The organism is Streptomyces sp. IBSBF 2435, assembly GCF_036815005.1.
Lineage (GTDB): Bacteria > Actinomycetota > Actinomycetes > Streptomycetales > Streptomycetaceae > Actinacidiphila.
Window position 1 is genome coordinate 1 of the sequence record NZ_JAJSYW010000065.1, and the last position, 18965, is coordinate 18965.

General features: G+C 70.6%; 16 protein-coding genes and 1 pseudogene. 10 read left to right on the forward strand and 7 right to left on the reverse strand.

From position 1 onward, the window contains the following. Positions 1–46: 46 nt before the first annotated feature. On the forward strand, positions 47–622 hold the full coding sequence (gene dcd / locus V7E46_RS15085) for a dCTP deaminase (RefSeq protein WP_329176379.1): 576 nt from the start codon (positions 47–49) through the stop codon (positions 620–622). A 12-nt stretch (positions 623–634) separates the two neighbouring features. On the opposite strand, the pseudogene V7E46_RS15090 reads toward dcd, so the two are convergent. From V7E46_RS15090 to V7E46_RS15100, 3 genes and pseudogenes are all read right to left on the reverse strand, one after another. Then, a pseudogene (locus V7E46_RS15090) lies at positions 635–1050 on the reverse strand (DUF2000 family protein). A gap of 119 nt (positions 1051–1169) precedes the next feature. Beyond that, positions 1170–1994: a Yip1 family protein gene (locus tag V7E46_RS15095; protein WP_333768894.1), complete on the reverse strand. Its 825-nt coding sequence runs from the start codon at positions 1992–1994 to the stop codon at positions 1170–1172. Between the two features lie 108 nt (positions 1995–2102). After that, positions 2103–4364 carry a (Fe-S)-binding protein gene (locus V7E46_RS15100; RefSeq protein WP_333768895.1) on the reverse strand — a complete coding sequence of 754 codons (2262 nt, stop codon included), beginning with the start codon at positions 4362–4364 and terminating at the stop codon, positions 2103–2105. 226 nt (positions 4365–4590) lie between these two features. Between V7E46_RS15100 and V7E46_RS15105 the strand changes: the two genes are divergently transcribed. From V7E46_RS15105 to V7E46_RS15125, 5 genes are all read left to right on the forward strand, one after another. Next, complete coding sequence (locus tag V7E46_RS15105) at positions 4591–4767, forward strand: hypothetical protein (protein ID WP_333768896.1); 177 nt, start codon at positions 4591–4593, stop codon at positions 4765–4767. A gap of 131 nt (positions 4768–4898) precedes the next feature. Then, the gene (gene dnaK / locus V7E46_RS15110; protein ID WP_329176371.1) at positions 4899–6776 is read left to right on the forward strand and encodes a molecular chaperone DnaK; all 1878 of its coding nucleotides are present in this window, start codon (positions 4899–4901) and stop codon (positions 6774–6776) included. Beyond that, on the forward strand, positions 6773–7447 hold the full coding sequence (gene grpE / locus V7E46_RS15115; RefSeq protein WP_333768897.1) for a nucleotide exchange factor GrpE: 675 nt from the start codon (positions 6773–6775) through the stop codon (positions 7445–7447). The genes dnaK and grpE overlap by 4 nt, the downstream gene beginning before the upstream one ends. 35 nt (positions 7448–7482) lie before the next feature. Beyond that, positions 7483–8682, forward strand: coding sequence for a molecular chaperone DnaJ (gene dnaJ / locus V7E46_RS15120; RefSeq protein WP_333768898.1), 1200 nt, complete (start codon positions 7483–7485; stop codon positions 8680–8682). A 174-nt stretch (positions 8683–8856) separates the two neighbouring features. Continuing rightward, entirely contained in the window at positions 8857–9267 is a 411-nt protein-coding gene (locus V7E46_RS15125) for a heat shock protein transcriptional repressor HspR (RefSeq protein ID WP_443054171.1), read from the forward strand. A gap of 153 nt (positions 9268–9420) precedes the next feature. Here V7E46_RS15125 and V7E46_RS15130 read toward each other — a convergent pair whose 3' ends face one another. Further along, on the reverse strand, positions 9421–9828 hold the full coding sequence (locus V7E46_RS15130; RefSeq protein ID WP_333768901.1) for a pyridoxamine 5'-phosphate oxidase family protein: 408 nt from the start codon (positions 9826–9828) through the stop codon (positions 9421–9423). A 246-nt stretch (positions 9829–10074) separates the two neighbouring features. On the opposite strand from V7E46_RS15130, the gene clpB reads away from it, so the two are divergent. Continuing rightward, the gene (clpB, locus tag V7E46_RS15135; protein ID WP_333768902.1) at positions 10075–12681 is read left to right on the forward strand and encodes an ATP-dependent chaperone ClpB; all 2607 of its coding nucleotides are present in this window, start codon (positions 10075–10077) and stop codon (positions 12679–12681) included. Between the two features lie 102 nt (positions 12682–12783). Further along, positions 12784–13332 carry a YbjN domain-containing protein gene (locus V7E46_RS15140; RefSeq protein WP_329176362.1) on the forward strand — a complete coding sequence of 183 codons (549 nt, stop codon included), beginning with the start codon at positions 12784–12786 and terminating at the stop codon, positions 13330–13332. A gap of 153 nt (positions 13333–13485) precedes the next feature. Here V7E46_RS15140 and V7E46_RS15145 read toward each other — a convergent pair whose 3' ends face one another. The 3 genes from V7E46_RS15145 to V7E46_RS15155 all read right to left on the reverse strand — a co-directional run bounded on the left by V7E46_RS15145 (position 13486) and on the right by V7E46_RS15155 (position 15878). Further along, on the reverse strand, positions 13486–13860 hold the full coding sequence (locus V7E46_RS15145) for a VOC family protein (RefSeq protein WP_333768903.1): 375 nt from the start codon (positions 13858–13860) through the stop codon (positions 13486–13488). Between the two features lie 198 nt (positions 13861–14058). Further along, on the reverse strand, positions 14059–14751 hold the full coding sequence (locus V7E46_RS15150) for an HAD family hydrolase (RefSeq protein ID WP_329176358.1): 693 nt from the start codon (positions 14749–14751) through the stop codon (positions 14059–14061). Between the two features lie 212 nt (positions 14752–14963). After that, positions 14964–15878, reverse strand: a complete 915-nt coding sequence (locus tag V7E46_RS15155) for a ScbA/BarX family gamma-butyrolactone biosynthesis protein (protein WP_333768904.1) — start codon at positions 15876–15878, stop codon at positions 14964–14966. A gap of 104 nt (positions 15879–15982) precedes the next feature. Between V7E46_RS15155 and V7E46_RS15160 the strand changes: the two genes are divergently transcribed. Beyond that, entirely contained in the window at positions 15983–16648 is a 666-nt protein-coding gene (locus V7E46_RS15160; protein ID WP_333768905.1) for a ScbR family autoregulator-binding transcription factor, read from the forward strand. 474 nt (positions 16649–17122) lie between these two features. Beyond that, positions 17123–18964, forward strand: a complete 1842-nt coding sequence (asnB, locus tag V7E46_RS15165) for an asparagine synthase (glutamine-hydrolyzing) (RefSeq protein WP_333768906.1) — start codon at positions 17123–17125, stop codon at positions 18962–18964. Position 18965: the final 1 nt, after the last annotated feature.

Consider the following 18965-nt stretch of genomic DNA (forward strand, 5'->3'; position numbering starts at 1 on the left):
GGGGGGGGGGCCCGGCGGGGGCGGCGGCAGGGGTTAGTCTCGTTCCGTGCTTCTCTCAGACAAGGACATCCGGACCGAAATCGACAACGGGCGCGTACGCGTCGACCCGTTCGAGCCTTCGATGGTGCAGCCGTCGAGCATCGACGTGCGCCTGGACCGGTTCTTCCGGGTGTTCGAGAACCACCGGTATCCGCATATCGACCCGGCGGTCGAACAGCCGGACCTGACGCGGATGGTGGAGCCTGAGGGGGGCGACGCCTTCGTTCTGCATCCGGGGGAATTCGTGCTGGCCTCGACGTACGAGGTCATCACGCTGCCCGACGATGTGGCGTCGCGGTTGGAGGGGAAGTCGAGCCTCGGGCGGCTCGGGCTGCTCACGCATTCGACGGCCGGGTTCATCGACCCGGGCTTCTCCGGGCACGTGACGTTGGAGCTGTCGAATGTCGCCAACCTGCCCATCAAGCTGTGGCCGGGGATGAAGATCGGGCAGCTGTGCCTGTTCCGGCTCACGTCCCCGGCGGAATTCCCCTACGGCTCGCAGCAGTACGGCTCGCGCTACCAGGGGCAGCGCGGGCCGACCGCCTCCAGGTCGTATCTGAACTTCCACCGCACCCAGGTGTGACCCGAGGGCCCGTCAGGGGTGCATACGGGCGCCCTTGAGGGTCTTGTCGACGGCGTTGCGCGGGCCGTAGACCGCCAGGCCCACCAGGTCCAGGCCGGCCGTCGGGACGGCGCGTACGGCGGCGCGGTTGTCCGCGTCATTCCCGGTGGCGAACAGGTCGGCGGTGAAGACCGCGCTGGGCAGCACACGGGTCAGCGCCCGGGTGTGCGCAGCCGTCAGCACGTCCTTGGCACCCTCGAAGACCAGCACCGGCTGGCGGAACACGGCAGATACGGCGTCCCGTCGGCGTCCTCGTACGGCTCTCCGACGACTTCGGGCAGCTGCGTGCCCAGGCCGCTCACCAGGAACGCCGTCACATTGAGCCGCTGCCACGGCTCCAGGTCCTCCCGCAGCAGCACGGCGATCTTCGTATCGAAAACTGTGGTCATGCGGCAACTCTGCGGGCCGCGCGCCAGCCGCGTCTTGTACGTTCCTGGCGTGATCGGCGTGATCGGCACCGCGGGCCCGACCGGCGTGATCAACCCGACCGGCGCCAGCCGGAACCCGCTCAGATCAGCGGCAGCTTGAACAGCATCAGCAGCGCGACCAGCTGGAGCGACGACGCCCCCAGCGCCTTGTGCCACGGCAGGTCGTGGGACTTGCTGACCATCGACGTCATCAGGGCCGCGCACGCCAGCCAGGTCAGCCAGCCCAGCAGTTGGACGAAGCTGTTGCCGCCGCCGAGGAAGAGGGCGAACAAGAGCCGCGGAGCGTCGGTCAGGGACGTGATCAGCAGGCTGAGGCCGATGGTCGGCGCCCAGGCGCCGTCGCCGCCGAGCTGGCGGGCCAGCGTGTTGGTGACCGCGCCGAGGGTGAGGCCGCACAAGGTGACGGCGATGGCCGTGGTGACCACCCAGGGGACGCTCGCGGACAAGGTGGCGTCGAGGATGTCCTTGCGGGCCGCGTCGAAGCCGAAGACGGCGAGCAGGCCGTAGACGAAGGTCACGGTCAGCGCGGGGCGCCACACCGTGTGGTCGCGCATCTGCCAGAAAGTGCGGCCGGGGCGCAGCAGGATCCCGCTGAGCAGCTGCTTCCAGTGCAGCCGCGGGCCGACCGGCGGGGCCGCGGCCTGGCCGGCGCGATACGTCGCCACATTGTCGCCGCCGTGCGCGTACGGGTCGGCGAGCTGCGCCGGCTCACCCATGGTGAACGCCCGCGTGTGGCCGGGGGCGTCGTCGTACGCGGGTGGCTGGCCGTACTGCCCCGGGTCACCGGGCGGCGCGTACCGGGCGTACTGCCCGGGCTCGCCCGACGGCGCGTACTGGCCGTGCTCGGGGGGATAGCCGCCCGGTACGTGCGGGTCCTGTCCTCGTCGGTTCTCGAATCCAGCCACGTCTTCGAACGTACCCGCTTCCCGCCGCCCAAGCGCCGGGGAGCCGGTTCGGGGCGCCGCTTTGCTGCCAACCTGTGACACGTCGGGCGGCACCCCGGGACCGCCGCGTCAGCCGGCCGCGGCGCTCGTGCCCGGGGCCGAGTCCGCGGCGACCGGCACGGCCGGCGTGCGCACCGAGTCCAGCAGCAGCTGCGCCACGTCCACCACCTGCACCGACTCCTTCGCCGTGCCGTCGTTCTTCTTGCCGTTGACGGAGTCGGTGAGCATCACCAGGCAGAACGGGCAGGCGGTGGAGACGATGTCCGGGTCGAGGGACAGGGCCTCGTCGACCCGCTCGTTGTTGATGCGCTTGCCGATCCGCTCCTCCATCCACATCCGGGCGCCGCCCGCGCCGCAGCAGAAGCCGCGCTCCTTGTGCCGGTGCATTTCCTCGCTGCGCAGGCCCGGCACCTTGGCGATGATCTCGCGCGGCGGTGTGTAGACCTTGTTGTGCCGGCCCAGGTAGCAGGGGTCGTGGTAGGTGATCAGGCCCTCGACCGGGGTGACCGGGACCAGCCGGCCCTCGTCCACCAGGGTCTGCAGCAGCTGCGTGTGGTGGATGACCTCGTACTCGCCGCCGAGCTGCGGATATTCGTTGGCGATGGTGTTGAAGCAGTGCGGGCAGGTGGCGACGATCTTCTTCGCGGCCTTGGGCTTCTTCGTCGAGGCGTCCTCGTCGTCCTCACCGAAGGCCATGTTGAGCATGGCGACGTTCTCCATGCCGAGCTGCTGGAAGAGGAATTCGTTGCCCAGGCGACGGGGTGAATCTCCGGTGCAGTTCTCCTCACCGCCCATGATGGCGAAGTTGACGCCGGCAATGTGCAGGAGTTCCGCGAAGGCCTTGGTGGTCTTCTTCGCCCGGTCCTCCAGCGAGCCCGCGCAGCCGACCCAGTACAGATACTCGACCTCGGTCAGGTCCTCGATGTCCTCGCCGACGACGGGGACCTCGAAGCCGACCTCCTTGACCCAGGCCAGCCGCTGCTTCTTGGGCAGGCCCCAGGGGTTGCCCTTCTTCTCCAGGTTCTTGAGCATCGTGCCCGCCTCGGACGGGAAGGACGACTCGATCATCACCTGGTAGCGGCGCATGTCGATGATGTGGTCGATGTGCTCGATGTCGACCGGGCACTGCTCGACGCAGGCGCCGCAGGTCGTGCAGGACCACAGGACGTCGGGGTCGATGACGCCGTTCTCCTCGGCGATGCCGATCAGCGGGCGCTCGGCCTCGGCAAGGGCCGCGGCGGGGACGCCGGCCAGCTGCTCGGGCGTCGCCTGCTCCTCGCCCTCCGCGTTCTTGCCGCCGCCGGCCAGCAGATAGGGGGCCTTGGCATGGGCGTGGTCGCGCAGCGACATGATGAGCAGCTTGGGGGACAGCGGCTTGCCGGTGTTCCAGGCCGGGCACTGCGACTGGCAGCGGCCGCACTCGGTGCAGGTGGAGAAGTCGAGGATGCCCTTCCAGGAGAACTGCTCGACCTGGGAGACGCCGAAGACGTCGTCCTCACCGGGGTCCTCGAAGTCGATCGGCGCGCCATTGCTGGTCATCGGCTGGAGCGCGCCGAGCGCCACGGGGCCGTGGGCGTTGCGCTTGAACCAGATGTTGAAGAAGGCCAGGAAGCGGTGCCAGGCGACACCCATGCCGGTGTTCAGGCCCAGCACGATCGCCCAGATCATGGTGACGCTCAGCTTGACCATGGCGGTGGCGTAGACGACGTTCTGCAGCGTGTCCGTGCTCAGGCCGCGGAAGGCGGCGACGAGCGGGTACGAGGCGAAGTACGCGGCCTCGTAGTGGCCGACGCCGTGCAGGGCGCCCTCCAGGCCGCGCAGCGTCATGATCGCCAGGCCGATGACCAGGACGACGTACTCCACGAAATACGCCTGCCAGGCCGTCGAGCCGGCGAAGCGGGACTTGCGGCCGGCCCGGGAGGGCAGGTTCAGCAGCCGGATCACGATCAGCGTGAGGATGCCGAGCGTGGTGAGGGTCGCGATGAACTCGGTGTACAGCTCGTACGGCAGCCAGTCGCCGATCCACGGCAGGAGCCAGTCGGCCTTGAAGAGCTGGCCGTAGGCGTTGAGGATCGTCAGGCCGAGGGTCAGGAAGCCGACCGCGACGAACCAGTGGGCGACGCCGATGACGCCCCACTTGTTCATCCGGGTGTGGCCGACGAATTCCCGCAGCAGGGTCGTCGTACGGGCCTTCGGCTCGTCCGTACGGCTGCCGGCCGGTACGGGCCCTCCCAGCCGGATGAACCGGTAGATCTGCGCGATGGCGAGGCCGAAGAGCGCGACGCCGACCGCGGTGAGGACCAGCGACACGATGATCGCGGCGAGTTGCATGGGGGCTCCTCAGGCCTGCGCACGGTGAACGGTGACTGAGTCTACTAAGCGGTAACTTAATCCGGTCCTGGCTGAGATTACCCGGGATCGGGGAGGCCATAAAGCCGCACCACTGGTGATCTGTGTCGCGCGCCGCACAGGCGTCACCTACGCCGCGCCGAACCGATTGAAACCCGGGCAACCGTGGCACATAGGGAAGACGCCCGCGAAAGGCGGCGGTCCGAGGGTGAGCCACGGGAGGAGGCTGGCCGGTGCCTTGCGCCGGCTGCCCGCCGACCGGGTGACCCTGGTCACCCTCCCGGCGGCCCCGGGTGCCGTCGGCGTCCTGCGCCGGCCGGCCGCCGGCCGCCTGTTCGCGGCGCTGCGGGCGGACCGCCCGCTGGTGCCGGACGCGGAGCCGTAACCGGCCCCGCACGCTGGGTGCGCCGAATGCGCGCCGCTAAGTTGAGCCGACCCGACTCACGTCTGTTGACAGGAGGAAACCGCTCAGGCACTCTTGAGTCAGTTCCACTCAAGTCAGCAGGAGGATTCACCATGGCACGTGCGGTCGGCATCGACCTGGGCACGACTAATTCCGTCGTCAGCGTTCTCGAAGGCGGCGAGCCCACCGTCATCACCAACGCAGAGGGCGCCAGGACCACGCCGTCCGTCGTCGCCTTCGCGAAGAACGGCGAGGTGCTGGTCGGCGAGGTGGCCAAGCGCCAGGCCGTCACCAACGTCGACAGGACCGTCCGGTCGGTCAAGCGCCACATGGGCACCGACTGGAAGATCAACCTGGACGGCAAGGACTTCAACCCGCAGCAGATGAGCGCCTTCATCCTGCAGAAGCTCAAGCGGGACGCGGAGTCGTACCTGGGCGAGAAGGTCACCGACGCGGTGATCACCGTCCCGGCGTACTTCAACGACTCCGAGCGCCAGGCGACCAAGGAGGCCGGCGAGATCGCCGGTCTGAACGTGCTGCGGATCGTGAACGAGCCGACCGCGGCGGCGCTGGCGTACGGGCTCGACAAGGACGACCAGACGATCCTGGTCTTCGACCTCGGCGGCGGCACCTTCGACGTGTCCCTGCTGGAGATCGGTGACGGCGTCGTCGAGGTCAAGGCCACCAACGGCGACAACCACCTCGGCGGCGACGACTGGGACCAGCGGGTGGTGGACTACCTGGTCAAGCAGTTCCAGTCCGGCCACGGCGTGGACCTGGGCCGCGACAAGATGGCGCTCCAGCGGCTCCGCGAGGCGGCGGAGAAGGCGAAGATCGAGCTGTCCTCGTCCACCGAGACCTCGATCAACCTGCCGTACATCACCGCGTCCGCCGAGGGTCCGCTGCACCTGGACGAGAAGCTGACCCGCGCGCAGTTCCAGCAGCTCACCAGCGACCTGCTGGAGCGCTGCAAGACGCCGTTCCACAACGTGATCAAGGACGCCGGCATCCAGCTGTCCGAGATCGACCACGTGGTCCTGGTCGGCGGCTCCACCCGTATGCCGGCCGTGGCCGAGCTGGTGCGCGAGCTGACCGGCGGCAAGGACGCCAACAAGGGCGTCAACCCGGACGAGGTCGTCGCCATCGGCGCGTCCCTGCAGGCCGGCGTGCTCAAGGGCGAGGTCAAGGACGTCCTGCTGCTCGACGTCACCCCGCTGTCCCTCGGTATCGAGACCAAGGGCGGCATCATGACCAAGCTGATCGAGCGCAACACGACCATTCCGACCAAGCGCTCGGAGATCTTCACCACGGCCGAGGACAACCAGCCGTCGGTGCAGATCCAGGTCTACCAGGGCGAGCGCGAGATCGCCGCGTACAACAAGAAGCTCGGGATGTTCGAGCTGACCGGTCTGCCGCCGGCCCCGCGCGGGATGCCGCAGATCGAGGTCACCTTCGACATCGACGCGAACGGCATCATGCACGTCGGCGCCAAGGACCTCGGCACCGGCAAGGAGCAGCGGATGACCGTCACCGGCGGCTCCTCGCTGCCCAAGGACGAGGTCGACCGGATGCGCCAGGAGGCCGAGCAGTACGCGGACGAGGACCACAAGCGCCGCGAGGCCGCCGAGATCCGCAACCAGGGCGAGCAGCTGGCCTACCAGACCGAGAAGTTCATCGCGGACAACAAGGACAAGCTCCCCGAGGACGTGAAGTCCGAGGTCGAGACCGCGATCGCGGACCTCAAGGAGAAGCTCAAGAACGAGTCGACCGACTCCGAGAACACCGCGGCGATCCGCGATGCCACCGAGAAGGTCGCGGCCACCAGCCAGAAGCTCGGCCAGGCGCTGTACGCCAACACGCAGGCCGACGGTGCCGCGGGTGCCCAGGCCGGCCCGGGCGACGCCGGCGACCAGGCGGGCGCGGCCGACGACGACGTCGTGGACGCCGAGATCGTCGACGACGAGAACAACAAGCGGGATGGTGCAGCGTGACGGAGGAGCCGAAGGGCTTCGAGCCGGAGCCCGACGTCCCCTCCGAGGCCAGCGACAAGCAGCCGGACGCCGGCAAGGACGCCGGGGCCGCCGATGAGGCGGCCCCGGGGGCCGGCGGCGGGGACGCCAAGGAGCTGACGGCGCTGCGGGCGCAGCTGGACCAGGTGCGCACCGCGCTCAGCGAGCGCACCGCGGACCTTCAGCGGCTCCAGGCCGAGTACCAGAACTACCGCCGCAGGGTGGAGCGGGACCGGATCGCCGTCAAGGAGATCGCGGTGGCCAATCTGCTCACCGAACTGCTCCCGGTGCTGGACGACATCGGCCGGGCGCGGGAGCACGGCGAGCTGGTGGGCGGCTTCAAGTCGGTCGCCGAGTCGCTGGAGACGGTGGCGGCGAAGCTGGGGCTGCAGCAGTTCGGCAAGGAGGGCGAGGCCTTCGACCCGCTGGTGCACGAGGCCCTGATGCACAGTTATTCGCCGGATGTCACGCAGACCACATGCGTGCAGATCCTCCAGCCCGGGTACCGCCTGGGTGAGCGCAATCTGCGGCCCGCCCGGGTCGCGGTCGCGGAGCCCCAGCCGGGTGCCGGCAAGGGCGACGACGCGGAGGACCAGGACACGGCAGTGGACACGGCGGACGACGAGGAGACCGGTGGCCCGGACCAGGGCTGACGGTGTGAACGGAGCGGAGAGGAGGGACGCCGGGGATGAGCATCAGTAGGGACCTGCTGGAAAAGGACCTGTACAAGGTCCTCGGCGTCCCCAAGGACGCCACCGAGGCCGAGATCAAGAAGGCGTACCGGAAGCTCGCGCGCGAGTTCCACCCGGACGCCAACAAGGGCGACGCCAAGGCCGAGGAGCGCTTCAAGGAGATCTCCGAGGCCAACGACGTGCTCTCCGATGCCAAGCGGCGCAAGGAGTACGACGAGGGCCGCGCGCTGTTCGGCAACGGCGGCTTCCGTCCCGGCCCGGGCGCCGGCGGTACCGGCGGGTTCAACTTCGACCTGGGCGACCTCTTCGGCGGCGCCCAGGGCGGGCCCGGCGGCACCACCACGACCGGCGGCCAGGGCGGCGGCTTCGGCGGCGGTCTCGGCGACGTCTTCGGCGGCCTGTTCAACCGCGGCGGCGGCGCCAGGGTGCAGCCCAGGCGCGGCCAGGACATCGAGTCCGAGGTCACGCTGAGCTTCACCGAGGCCGTGGACGGCGCCACGGTGCCGTTGCGGATGTCCTCGCAGGCGCCCTGCAAGGCGTGCTCCGGCACCGGCGACAAGAACGGCACACCGCGGGTGTGCCCGACCTGTGTCGGCACCGGGCAGGTATCCCGCGGCGGCGGTGGCGGCTTCTCGCTGACCGACCCGTGCGTGGACTGCAAGGGCCGCGGCCTGATCGCGGAGACACCTTGCGACGTCTGCCACGGCAGCGGGCGGGCGAAGAGCTCGCGCACCATGCAGGTCCGCATTCCCGCCGGGGTCACCGACGGGCAGCGGATCAGGCTGCGGGGCAAGGGCGCTCCCGGGGAGCGCGGCGGCCCCGCGGGCGACCTCTACGTCGTCGTGCACGTCGGGCGGCACTCGATCTTCGGCCGCAAGGACGCCAACCTCACGGTGACCGTGCCGGTCAGCTTCGTGGAGGCGGCGCTGGGCGGCGACGTCAAGGTGCCGACGCTCGGCGGCCCCCCGGTCACCCTCAAGCTCCCGCCCGGCACCCCGAACGGGCGTACATTGCGCGCCCGTGGCAAGGGCGCGGTGCGCAAGGACGGTTCGCGCGGCGATCTGCTCGTCACCGTCGAGGTGGCGGTGCCCGAGAAGACCGAGGGCAAGGCGCTGGACGCACTGGAGGCCTACCGGGAGGCGACTGCGGACGTCGACCCGCGGGCCGAGCTGTTCAAGGCGGCAGAGGGAGCGTGAACGGATGAGCATCGACGGCCGGATGGACGGTACGGCGCCGGGGGGGGGGGGGGGGGGGGGGGGGGGGGGGGGGGGGGGGGGGGGGGGGGGGGCGCCCCCCCCCCCCCCCCCCCCCCCCCCCCCCCCCCCCCCCCCCCCCCCCCCCCCGGCCCCCGTGGCCGCAATCCGTACCAGCTGACCGAGGAGTCCCCGGTCTACGTCATCTCGGTGGCGGCCGAGTTGTCGGGCCTGCACCCGCAGACCCTGCGGCAGTACGACCGCCTCGGCCTGGTGTCGCCCGACCGCACGGCCGGGCGGGGCCGCCGCTATTCGGCCCGCGACATCGAGCAGCTGCGCGAGGTGCAGCGGCTCTCCCAGGACGACGGCATCAACCTCGCCGGTATCAAGCGGATCATCGAACTGGAGAACCAGGTCGCCGCGCTCCAGGCGAGGGTGGCGGAGCTGAGCGCCGCGGTGGAGGGCGCCGCCGCCGTCATCCAGCAGCGGGAGGCGGCGGTGCACGCGTCCTACCGGCGGGACCTGGTGCCGTATCAGGATGTGCAGCACACCAGCGCGCTGGTGGTGTGGCGCCCCAAGCGGGAGTAGGTTTGGGGCGTCGGGGGGCGGGCCCGTCCGCCCCGCCCGCCGCACGTTCCGCCCCGACGCGGAGGACGCGGAGACCGGGCTGCGGAGACCGGCCCCGGCCCCCGCGGAAGGCCGGCCCCGGCCCCGGCCTTCCGCGGCGGCCGGGGGACCGCGTCAGGCGTTGCCCATGGCTCTGGTCAGGGCGATCTCGATGACGACGCGGTGCGGGTTGGGCCCGGGAGTACGGCCGTAGCGCTCGGTGTAGCGGGCCACGGCGTCGGCGACGCGCGCCGGGTCCTGCGAGACGGTGGCGAGGCCTTCGAGGGTCGCCCAGCGGCGGCGGTCGACCTGGCAGACCGCGACCCGCGCCCCACCGGGTCCGGCGGCGCGTACGTGCGCGACCTTGGCGCTCGACGTATTGGCGATCACCCGGGCCAGCCCCTCCTCCGGGTCGTAGGTGACGCCGACCGGCACCATGTGCGGGGACCCGTCCGGGCGGGGCGTGGTCAGGGTGCACAGATGGTGTTCGCGCCAGAAGCCGAGGTAGCCCGCCTCAGGGGCGCGCGGATCGCGTCGTGCCATGGCCTGACGGTAGCTCAGCGGCGACGGCGCGCCAGCGCGGCACCGGCGTCAGCAGCCAGGCGGGCGGAGCGAAAGCGGCCCGGAGAACAGCGGCACGCCGGTTGTGTCGGAGTGCCGAAGTGAAGTTGAGTGGAATAGACTCAATATCGTTCATGTTCCTTTACGCAACAAGCCATGTACGTGCTGCGTACCGCCTGGCGCGGCCAGCACAATGGACGGACGAGCACCCGAGGAGGAGCCGACCCCGTGGACGCCGAGCTGACCAACAAGAGCCGGGAAGCGCTCAACGCCGCCAACACCCGGGCGGTCTCCGAGGGCAACCCGGACCTGACGCCCGCGCATCTGCTGCTCGCACTGCTGAGCGGCACGGACAACGAGAACGTGCTCGACCTGCTCACCGCGGTCGGCGCCGACCCGGCGGCCGTCACGGCGCGAGCCGGCCGGCTGGTCGAGGGGCTGCCCAAGGTGCAGGGCTCCACCGTGGCGCCGCCGCAGGCCAACCGCGACCTGCTCGCGGTGATCGCGGACGCCGCCGAGCGGGCCAGGGAGCTGGGGGACGCGTACCTTTCCACCGAGCACCTGCTGATCGGGATCGCCGTCAAGGGCGGCCCGGCCGGTGACCTGCTCACCCGTCAGGGGGCCGGCGGCAAGGAGCTGCTGACCGCCTTCGAGACCGCCCGTGGGGGGCAGCGCGTGACCAGCCAGGATCCCGAGGGCACGTACAAGGCGCTGGAGAAGTACGGCACCGACTTCACCGCGGCGGCCCGCGAGGGCAGGCTCGACCCGGTGATCGGCCGCGACCAGGAGATCCGCCGGGTCGTCCAGGTGCTCTCGCGGCGCACCAAGAACAACCCGGTGCTCATCGGCGAGCCCGGCGTCGGCAAGACCGCGGTCGTCGAGGGCCTGGCCCAGCGCATCGTCAAGGGCGACGTGCCCGAGTCGCTGCGCGACAAGCGGCTGGTCTCGCTCGACCTCGGTGCGATGGTCGCCGGCGCCAAATACCGCGGCGAGTTCGAGGAACGGCTCAAGTCGGTGCTCGCCGAGATCAAGGACAGCGACGGCCGCGTCATCACCTTCATCGACGAGTTGCACACCGTGGTCGGCGCGGGCGCCGGCGGCGACTCGGCCATGGACGCGGGGAACATGCTCAAGCCGATGCTGGCCCGCGGCGAACTGCGGATGGTCGGCGCGACCACGCTGGACGAGTACCGCGAGCGGATCGAGAAGGACCCGGCCCTGGAGCGCCGCTTCCAGCAGGTGCTGGTCGCCGAGCCGACCGTCGAGGACACGGTGGCGATCCTGCGCGGCCTCAAGGGCCGCTACGAGGCCCACCACAAGGTGCAGATCGCCGACTCCGCGCTGGTCGCCGCGGCGACGCTGTCCGACCGCTACATCACCTCGCGCTTCCTGCCCGACAAGGCCATCGACCTGGTGGACGAGTCGGCGTCCCGGCTGCGGATGGAGATCGACTCCTCGCCGGTCGAGATCGACGAGCTGCAGCGCTCGGTCGACCGGCTGCGCATGGAGGAGATGGCGGTCAAGAACGACACCGACCCCCGCGCCGTGCAGCGCCTGGTCAAGCTGCGCAAGGACCTCGCCGACCGCGAGGAGGAGCTGCGCGGCCTGACCGCCCGCTGGGAGAAGGAGAAGCAGGGCCTGAACCGGGTCGGTGAGCTGAAGGAGCGGCTCGACGACATCGGGACCCGGATCGACCGCGCCCAGCGCGACGGCGACTTCGAGACCGCCTCCAAGCTGCTCTACGCCGAGAAGCCCAAGCTCGAGGCCGAGCTGGCGGAGGCCACCCGCGAGGAGCAGGAGGCCGCGGGCCAGGAGACGATGGTCAAGGAGCAGGTCGGCCCGGACGACATCGCCGACGTCGTCGCCGCCTGGACCGGCATCCCGGCCGGCCGGCTGCTGGAGGGCGAGACGCAGAAGCTGCTGCGGATGGAGGAGGAGCTGGGCCGCCGGCTGATCGGCCAGACCGAGGCCGTCCGCGCGGTCTCCGACGCCGTACGCCGCTCCCGCTCCGGTATCGCCGACCCCGACCGCCCGACCGGCTCCTTCCTCTTCCTGGGCCCGACCGGTGTCGGCAAGACCGAGCTGGCCAAGGCGCTGGCCGACTTCCTCTTCGACGACGAGCGGGCCATGGTCCGTATCGACATGAGCGAATACGGCGAGAAGCACTCGGTGGCCCGGCTGGTCGGCGCGCCTCCCGGCTATGTGGGGTACGAGGAGGGCGGCCAGCTCACCGAGGCGGTGCGCCGCCGCCCGTACAGCGTGATCCTGCTGGACGAGGTCGAGAAGGCGCACCCCGAGGTCTTCGACGTGCTGCTCCAGGTGCTGGACGACGGCCGGCTCACCGACGGCCAGGGCCGTACGGTCGACTTCCGCAACACCATCCTCATCCTGACCTCGAACCTCGGCAGCCAGTATCTGGTGGACCCGGCGCTGAGCGACGAGCAGAAGCGCGAGCACGTGCTGAGCACGGTCCGTGCCGCCTTCAAGCCGGAATTCCTCAACCGGCTGGACGACATCGTGGTCTTCTCCGCGCTGGCCAAGGACGAGCTGCGCAGGATCGCCCGGCTGCAGACCGACCGGCTCGCCGCCCGGCTGCGGGACCGCAGGCTCGCCCTCGACATCACCGACGAGGCCCTGGACTGGCTCGCCGACGAGGGCAACGACCCGGCCTACGGCGCCCGGCCGCTGCGCCGCCTGGTGCAGACCGCCATCGGTGACCCGCTGGCCCGCGCCCTGCTGGCGGGCGAGGTCGCCGACGGGCAGACGGTACGGGTGGACCGCGCCGCCGACGGGCTGATCGTGGGTGCGGCGGGCGGTCCCGACCTCAGCAAATGACCCCGCGACCGGACGGTGCGCCGGATGCGTACCGCCCGGGGTTGTGACGACCGGGGGCGGATGAGGGAGGATGGAAGGGAGACGTCACGAAGGGACTTCACGGTGAGCATCGACCCGTCCTCGATTCCCAGTTTCGGGGGCCAGCCGGACCCCGACCCGACCGGATCCAACGGCAGTGTGGTCATTCCGGACCAGGACCTGGTCAAGCAGCTGCTTGACCAGATGGAGCTGAAGTACCTCGTGGACGAGGAGGGCGACCTCGCCGCTCCGTGGGAGGACTTCCGCACCTACTTCATGTTCCGGGGCGAGGGGGACCAGCAGGTCTTCGCCGTCAGGACCTTCTACGACCGTCCGTACTCGGTCGACGACAAGCCGCAGCTGCACGAGGTGATCGACGACTGGAACCGTCGCACCCTGTGGCCGAAGATGTACACCCACACGCACGACGACGGCAGCGTCCGGCTGATCGGCGAGGCCCAGCTGCTGATCGGCCTCGGCGTCGGCCTGGAGCACTTCGTGTCCAGCACGGTGAGCTGGGTGCGCGCGTCGATCGAGTTCGACAAGTGGGTCGTGGAGACCCTGGGCCTGGCCAAGGACGCGGACAGCGAAGCCGATGGCGACGGTCCCGCGGAAGGTCCCGCCGAGGACTAGCCGGCACCGGTACGTACGCACGTGGCCGGCACCGCCGCGTCCGCACGTGGCCGGTACCGCACGGACGGCAAGCCGAAGGGGCGGGCGCATCACGCGCCCGCCCTTCGCGTCCGCCGGACCCGCCGTCCGGGACGAGGGCGGGCACGGCGTGCGCTAGGCGGGGTCCTGGAGAACGGACAGCACATTGCCCGCGGGGTCGGTGAACCAGGCGATCAGCGGGCCGCCGCCGCGGAAGATGCCCCTGCCGTCCGTCGTGAGCTGCTCGTAGCGCTCGAAACGCACGCCCTTCGTGCTCAGTTCGTCGACCGCCGCCTCGATGTCGGCGACCGGGAAGTTGAGGATCGTGTACGTGGCCGGCACGTGGTCGGCCTTGGGGTAGACTAGGACGTTCCGGTCACCCGCGATGTGCAGCGTCAGCAGGCCGTGCTCTTCGGAGACCTTGAGCCCCAGCGTCCCGCCGTAGAAGTCCTTGGCCGCGCCGAGGTCGTTCACCGAGAAGCCGCTGAACGCCTTTGTCGAACCGAACATGTTCGCCTCCTGTGCGTGCCGTGCGTGGTTCTTCCCTGTGCAGACCGGGGCGGGGCCTGGAACTCATCGGTCGTCCGGCACCCGGGGGGGGGGGGGGGGGGGGGGGGGGGGGGGGGGGGGGGGGGGGGGGGGGGGGCGCCCCCCCCCCCCCCCCCCCCCCCCCCCCCCCCCCCCCCCCCCCCCCCCCCCCCGGGCGGCTCACTCGTGCAGGTGCCGGGCCACGCGTTCGCTCGCCCACTCGAAGATCCGCGGTTCGTCGAGGGTGGCCACCCACAGGTCGACCATGTCGGCGATCTCCTCACCCGGCCAGGGGCCGACGCCCAGCACCCGCAGGCCCGCGCGGGTCGCGGACTGGACGCCGCAGTACGAGTCCTCGACGGCCAGGGTGTCCGCGGGCGCGGCGCCGCAGTAGCGGGCCGCGGCGAGGTAGAGGTCCGGGTCCGGCTTGGGGCGCGCGGTGCTGTCGGGCACCACGACGTGGTCGAAGAAGTGCCGCAGGTTGGCAGTGGTCAGGCACTCCTCCACGACCTCCAGCGGGCAGTTGCTGGCGACGGCCAGGGGGGCGAACTTCGCGGCGTTGGCGACCAGTTCCTGGGCGCCGGGCATCGTCTTGGGTGATTCGGCGACCAGGGCGCGGAAGCGGCTGAGCAGCCGCTCGGTCAGCTGTCCGCCCAGCTCCGGGCGCCCGGCCTCCTCGGCCATGAGCCGGCCGCACTCGGTGTAGTGCAGGCCTTTGGTGCGCTGGGCGAAGTCGGGTGCTGTACCGACGCCGAAGTCGTTGATCGTGAGTTCACGTGCGACCTCCCAATGGCGTTCGGTGTCCATGAGGGTGCCGTCGCAGTCGAAGACGATGGCGGCGGGAGTCCAGCTGAGGATGCGGTGGGAGGTCATTCGCAGTAGTCCCTTCGGGAATACCTGGAGGCGCTTGTGCTGGCGGTCCCATGGCTCAGGACATGGGAGGGCAGCGTGATGCAGCGCCAGGAGGGTGCGGACCGGTGGCATGGCGCGATGGCCATTTCCGACAATCACCGGGAAACGTAACGATCAGTACGTTATGCATCGTCACGGATGGGAGTCAAGCAACCACGTGGAGTAAAATGTCCTCACCGGTACCCCAGAACACCGAAGGCCGTCCGTGCTCCGCCCTGCACGACGCCGAACACGCAGGTCCTGTGGTGCGGCACGCAGACCACGTGCGCGAGCGGGGCGAACTCGGTGAAACGGGCCGCTGTCATCCGCCCGGTGTGCGGTCGCAGAAGAGTGCCCTGGCTCGCCACCACCGTGGCCTGGCGTACGGCTTCGAGCAGCACCATGCCCGGCACATGGTCACTCGGATGGTCGAAGAAATACGGGTGACGGGGATCGGCCGGGCCCAGGACGACCGCTCCCGCGTGGTGGCCGATTAGTACGTCGTGCCGGCTGGGCACCGCCAGCTCCGACGCCGTCGGGCGGGCCATCCCGGCCACGGCGACCGGCGGCCACGGGGCGCCGGCCGCGCCGCGCACCTCGGCGTACCGCCGCTCGTCCAGCACCCGCATGCCGCCCCCGGCGCGGGCGAAGACGGTGCCGCCCGCGAGGAAGTCCACCGTCATCCGTAGTCCGGCGACGGCGCCGCGCGCGTCACGGCGCACCCGGGGCTCTTCCACCGTGCAGGTGATGTCGGTGGCGCCGGAGCACGCCTCCGGCTCCTCGTCCGGGTCGATCTCGAAGAACAGATCGGTGATGATCATGCGCGCTGTCGCCGGGGCGCCGAAGTAGCGCAGCGGGATGTAGATGCCGAGCTGGCGCAGGGTCTCCGCGAGTATCAGCGGACTGTGCAGGCTCCCGCCGTCGCGCGGGAATGTGGCGTGCGACCTGGGCCAGGACGCCGCCGCCTCGAAGCCTCCGCCGGCGCGTCGCCTCATGTCGGTGAGCAGTACCTCGGCCGGCGAGGTGCGGTGCACCATCTCGCGGGCGACCGTGCGCGACCAGCTCAACGGCCGGCTGCGCTGGGGGATGCCGCCGGCTGACGCGCTCATGTACCCAGAAGAACCCACAGCACGCGTGGCCGCATGTCGTCCGGCCCGCCCGCAGGTACTACATTTGCACACTGTACGTTACGGTTTAAATACATGGAGTAATTGTGCAGGTACGGGCGAAGACGACGCGGCGTTTTCTGCTGGAGGCAGCGGCACAGCTGTTCGACGAGCGGGGCTACGCGGGCACCAGCATCAGCGACATCAGCGCGCGGTCGGGACGTACCAGCGGGTCGATCTATTTCCACTACGCCAGCAAGGAGAAGCTGGCGCTGGCCATTGTCGAGGAGCATTTCGCGAACTGGCCCGAGATGATCAGCCGCCACCAGGCCGCGGAGGTGCCCGCGCTGGAAAGACTGGTGGCGCTGAGCTTCACCGTCGCCCGGGCGTACCGCGACGATGTCGTCGTGCGGGCCGGTGCGCGGCTGTGGATGGAGCGCAAGGCCATCGACGCGGACCTCCCGACGCCTTTCGTGGGCTGGATCGGGGCGGTGACCGGGCTGCTGGAGGAGGCGCGCGCGGAAGGCGCGCTCGCCGCCGGCGTGGTGACCGGGACGGCGGCGCACGCCATCGTCTGCGCCTTCTTCGGCATGCACACCGTCTCGGACGCGCTGGACGGGCGCCGCCGCATCGAGGAGCACTTGCGCCAGCTGTGGCTGCTGCTCCTGGTGGCGCTCCAGGCCGAGCCCGACCCCGCCGGGCTGCTCGCCCGTGTGCTGGGCGGAACGGGCGCGGGCGCGGTGCTGCCCGCGCAGATTTCCGAGCGGGGGTAAGCGGGGGTAAAGGGCGGGTAAATGGCCGGCCCCGCGTGCGAGGTGGTTTTCGGACGTTCGGGGCCGGCGGCAGGAGGGCCGCGGCGCGGCGGCGCGGGGCCGTCCAAGGGCTCGGCGAGAGAGCGGATCGTATACGTCCAAGCGGTCGACCTGCATCGATGAGTACCGCGTCGCGGCTCCCGGTCCCGCGCTCGAAGCTCTGGGCTGACGGTGAGCGGAGCGTAGGCGGCGCTCGGCTGTCACGGCCGTTGTCGCAGGTCGCATAAGCACTGACTCAAAGTTGCCCACAGCAACTACCTGGGCGGCGGCATCCGTTGACGACTGCGCTTCCGCGCATGACGATCGCATTTAGATGTCCGATACACACGAATCTGTGTCACCGGCATGTTGCAAGACACCGCCGAGGCGTCCGGCGCGACCGCGGGCTGTGCGGACGCCTTCCCGGCGGCATCGAGCGAACCGGGAGGAAGACGCATGTGCGGAATCGCCGGATGGATCTCCTACCAGCGCGACCTGCGGACGGAGCAGGCCGCCGTCGACGCGATGACCGAGACGATGTCCTGCCGCGGCCCTGACGACCGCGGCACCTGGATCAGCGGGCCGGCCGCGCTCGGCCACCGCAGGCTCGCCGTCATCGACCTGCCCGGCGGCCGTCAGCCGATGAGCGTCGACACACCGCGCGGACCCGTCGCCATGGTCTATTCGGGTGAGGCGTACAACTTCACCGAACTCCGCGGCGAACTGGCCGCGCGCGGTCACCGCTTCAGCACCGGCTCCGACACCGAGGTGGTGCTGCGCGGATACCTCGAATGGGGCGCGGCGGTCGCCGAGCGGCTCAACGGCATGTACTCCTTCGCGATTTGGGACGACCGCGAGCAGCGGCTCGTGATGATCCGCGACCGGATGGGCATCAAGCCGTTCTACTACCACCCGACCGCCGACGGGGTGCTGTTCGGCTCCGAGCCCAAGGCGATCCTCGCCCACACCCTCGCCGGCCGGACCGTGACCGCCGACGGGCTGCGCGAGCTCTTCGCCTTCGTCAAGACCCCCGGGCACGCGGTCTGGGAGGGGATGCGCGAGGTCGAGCCGGGCACCGTGGTCACCGTCGAGCGCGGCGGCATCCGCACCCACACCTACTGGTCGCTGGAGACCAGGCCGCACACCGACGGCCGGCAGGCCACCATCGCTCGCGTCCGCGAGCTGATGGACGACATCGTCCACCGGCAGCTGATCGCCGACGTCCCGTTGTGCACGCTGCTCTCCGGCGGCCTGGACTCCTCCGCCATGACCGCGCTGGCCGCCCGGCGCCTGGCCGGGACCGGCGAACGGGTGCGCAGCTTCGCCGTGGACTTCGTCGGCCGCACCGAGAACTTCGTCGCCGACGACCTCCGCGCCACCCCGGACACTCCCTACGTCCACGACGTCGCCCGCGCCTCCGGCACCGACCACCAGGACATCGTGCTCGACTCCGAACAGCTCGCCGACCCCGAGGTGCGCGCCCGGGTGATCCGCGCCAGGGACCTGCCCGCGGGCTTCGGCGACATGGACGCCTCGCTGTACCTGCTGTTCAAGGCGATCCGCGAGCACTCCACGGTGGCCCTGTCGGGGGAGTCGGCCGACGAGGTCTTCGGCGGCTACAAGCAGTTCTTCGACCCCGAGGCCCGCAAGGGCCGCACCTTCCCGTGGCTGGTGCACTTCGCGGAGCACTTCGGCGAGGACGAGAGCATCCTCACCGAGCCGGTCGGCAAACTGCTCGACCTGGACGGCTACACGCGCACCGGTTACGCGGAGGCCGTCGCGGGAGTCCAACGCCTCGACGGGGAAAGCGACTTCGAATTCCGCATGCGCACGATCAGCTATCTGCACCTGACCCGGTTCGTCCGCGTCCTGCTCGACCGCAAGGACCGGGCCAGCATGGCGGTCGGCCTGGAGGTGCGCGTGCCCTTCTGCGACCACCGGCTGGTGGAGTACGTCTACAACGCGCCCTGGGCGCTGAAGTCCTTCGACGGCAGGGAGAAGAGCCTGCTGCGCGAAGCCACGGCCGACGTGCTGCCGCGGTCGGTCTACGACCGGGTCAAGAGCCCCTACCCGTCGACGCAGGACCCGGCCTACGCGGTGGCCCTCCAGCGCAGCCTCCAGGACCTGCTGGCCGCGCCCGCCCACCCGGTCTTCGACATCGTCAGCCGCGACTGGCTGAAGCGGGCGGTGGCGATCGCCAGCCCCCAGATCACCCAGGCGTCCCGCCGCGGCCTGGAGCGGACCCTGGACCTGGCCCTGTGGATGGACATCTACCACCCCACCCTCGACCTCGCCTGAC

Bases quoted from the DNA above. Each gene is read 5' to 3' on its own strand.
- V7E46_RS15100 (WP_333768895.1), bottom strand. From the start codon at position 4,364: ATGCAACTCGCCGCGATCATCGTGTCGCTGGTCCTCACCGCGGTCGGC.
- dnaK (WP_329176371.1), top strand. From the start codon at position 4,899: ATGGCACGTGCGGTCGGCATCGACCTGGGCACGACTAATTCCGTCGTC.
- dnaJ (WP_333768898.1), top strand. From the start codon at position 7,483: ATGAGCATCAGTAGGGACCTGCTGGAAAAGGACCTGTACAAGGTCCTC.
- V7E46_RS15130 (WP_333768901.1), bottom strand. From the start codon at position 9,828: ATGGCACGACGCGATCCGCGCGCCCCTGAGGCGGGCTACCTCGGCTTC.
- V7E46_RS15145 (WP_333768903.1), bottom strand. From the start codon at position 13,860: ATGTTCGGTTCGACAAAGGCGTTCAGCGGCTTCTCGGTGAACGACCTC.
- V7E46_RS15150 (WP_329176358.1), bottom strand. From the start codon at position 14,751: ATGACCTCCCACCGCATCCTCAGCTGGACTCCCGCCGCCATCGTCTTC.
- V7E46_RS15155 (WP_333768904.1), bottom strand. From the start codon at position 15,878: ATGAGCGCGTCAGCCGGCGGCATCCCCCAGCGCAGCCGGCCGTTGAGC.
- asnB (WP_333768906.1), top strand. From the start codon at position 17,123: ATGTGCGGAATCGCCGGATGGATCTCCTACCAGCGCGACCTGCGGACG.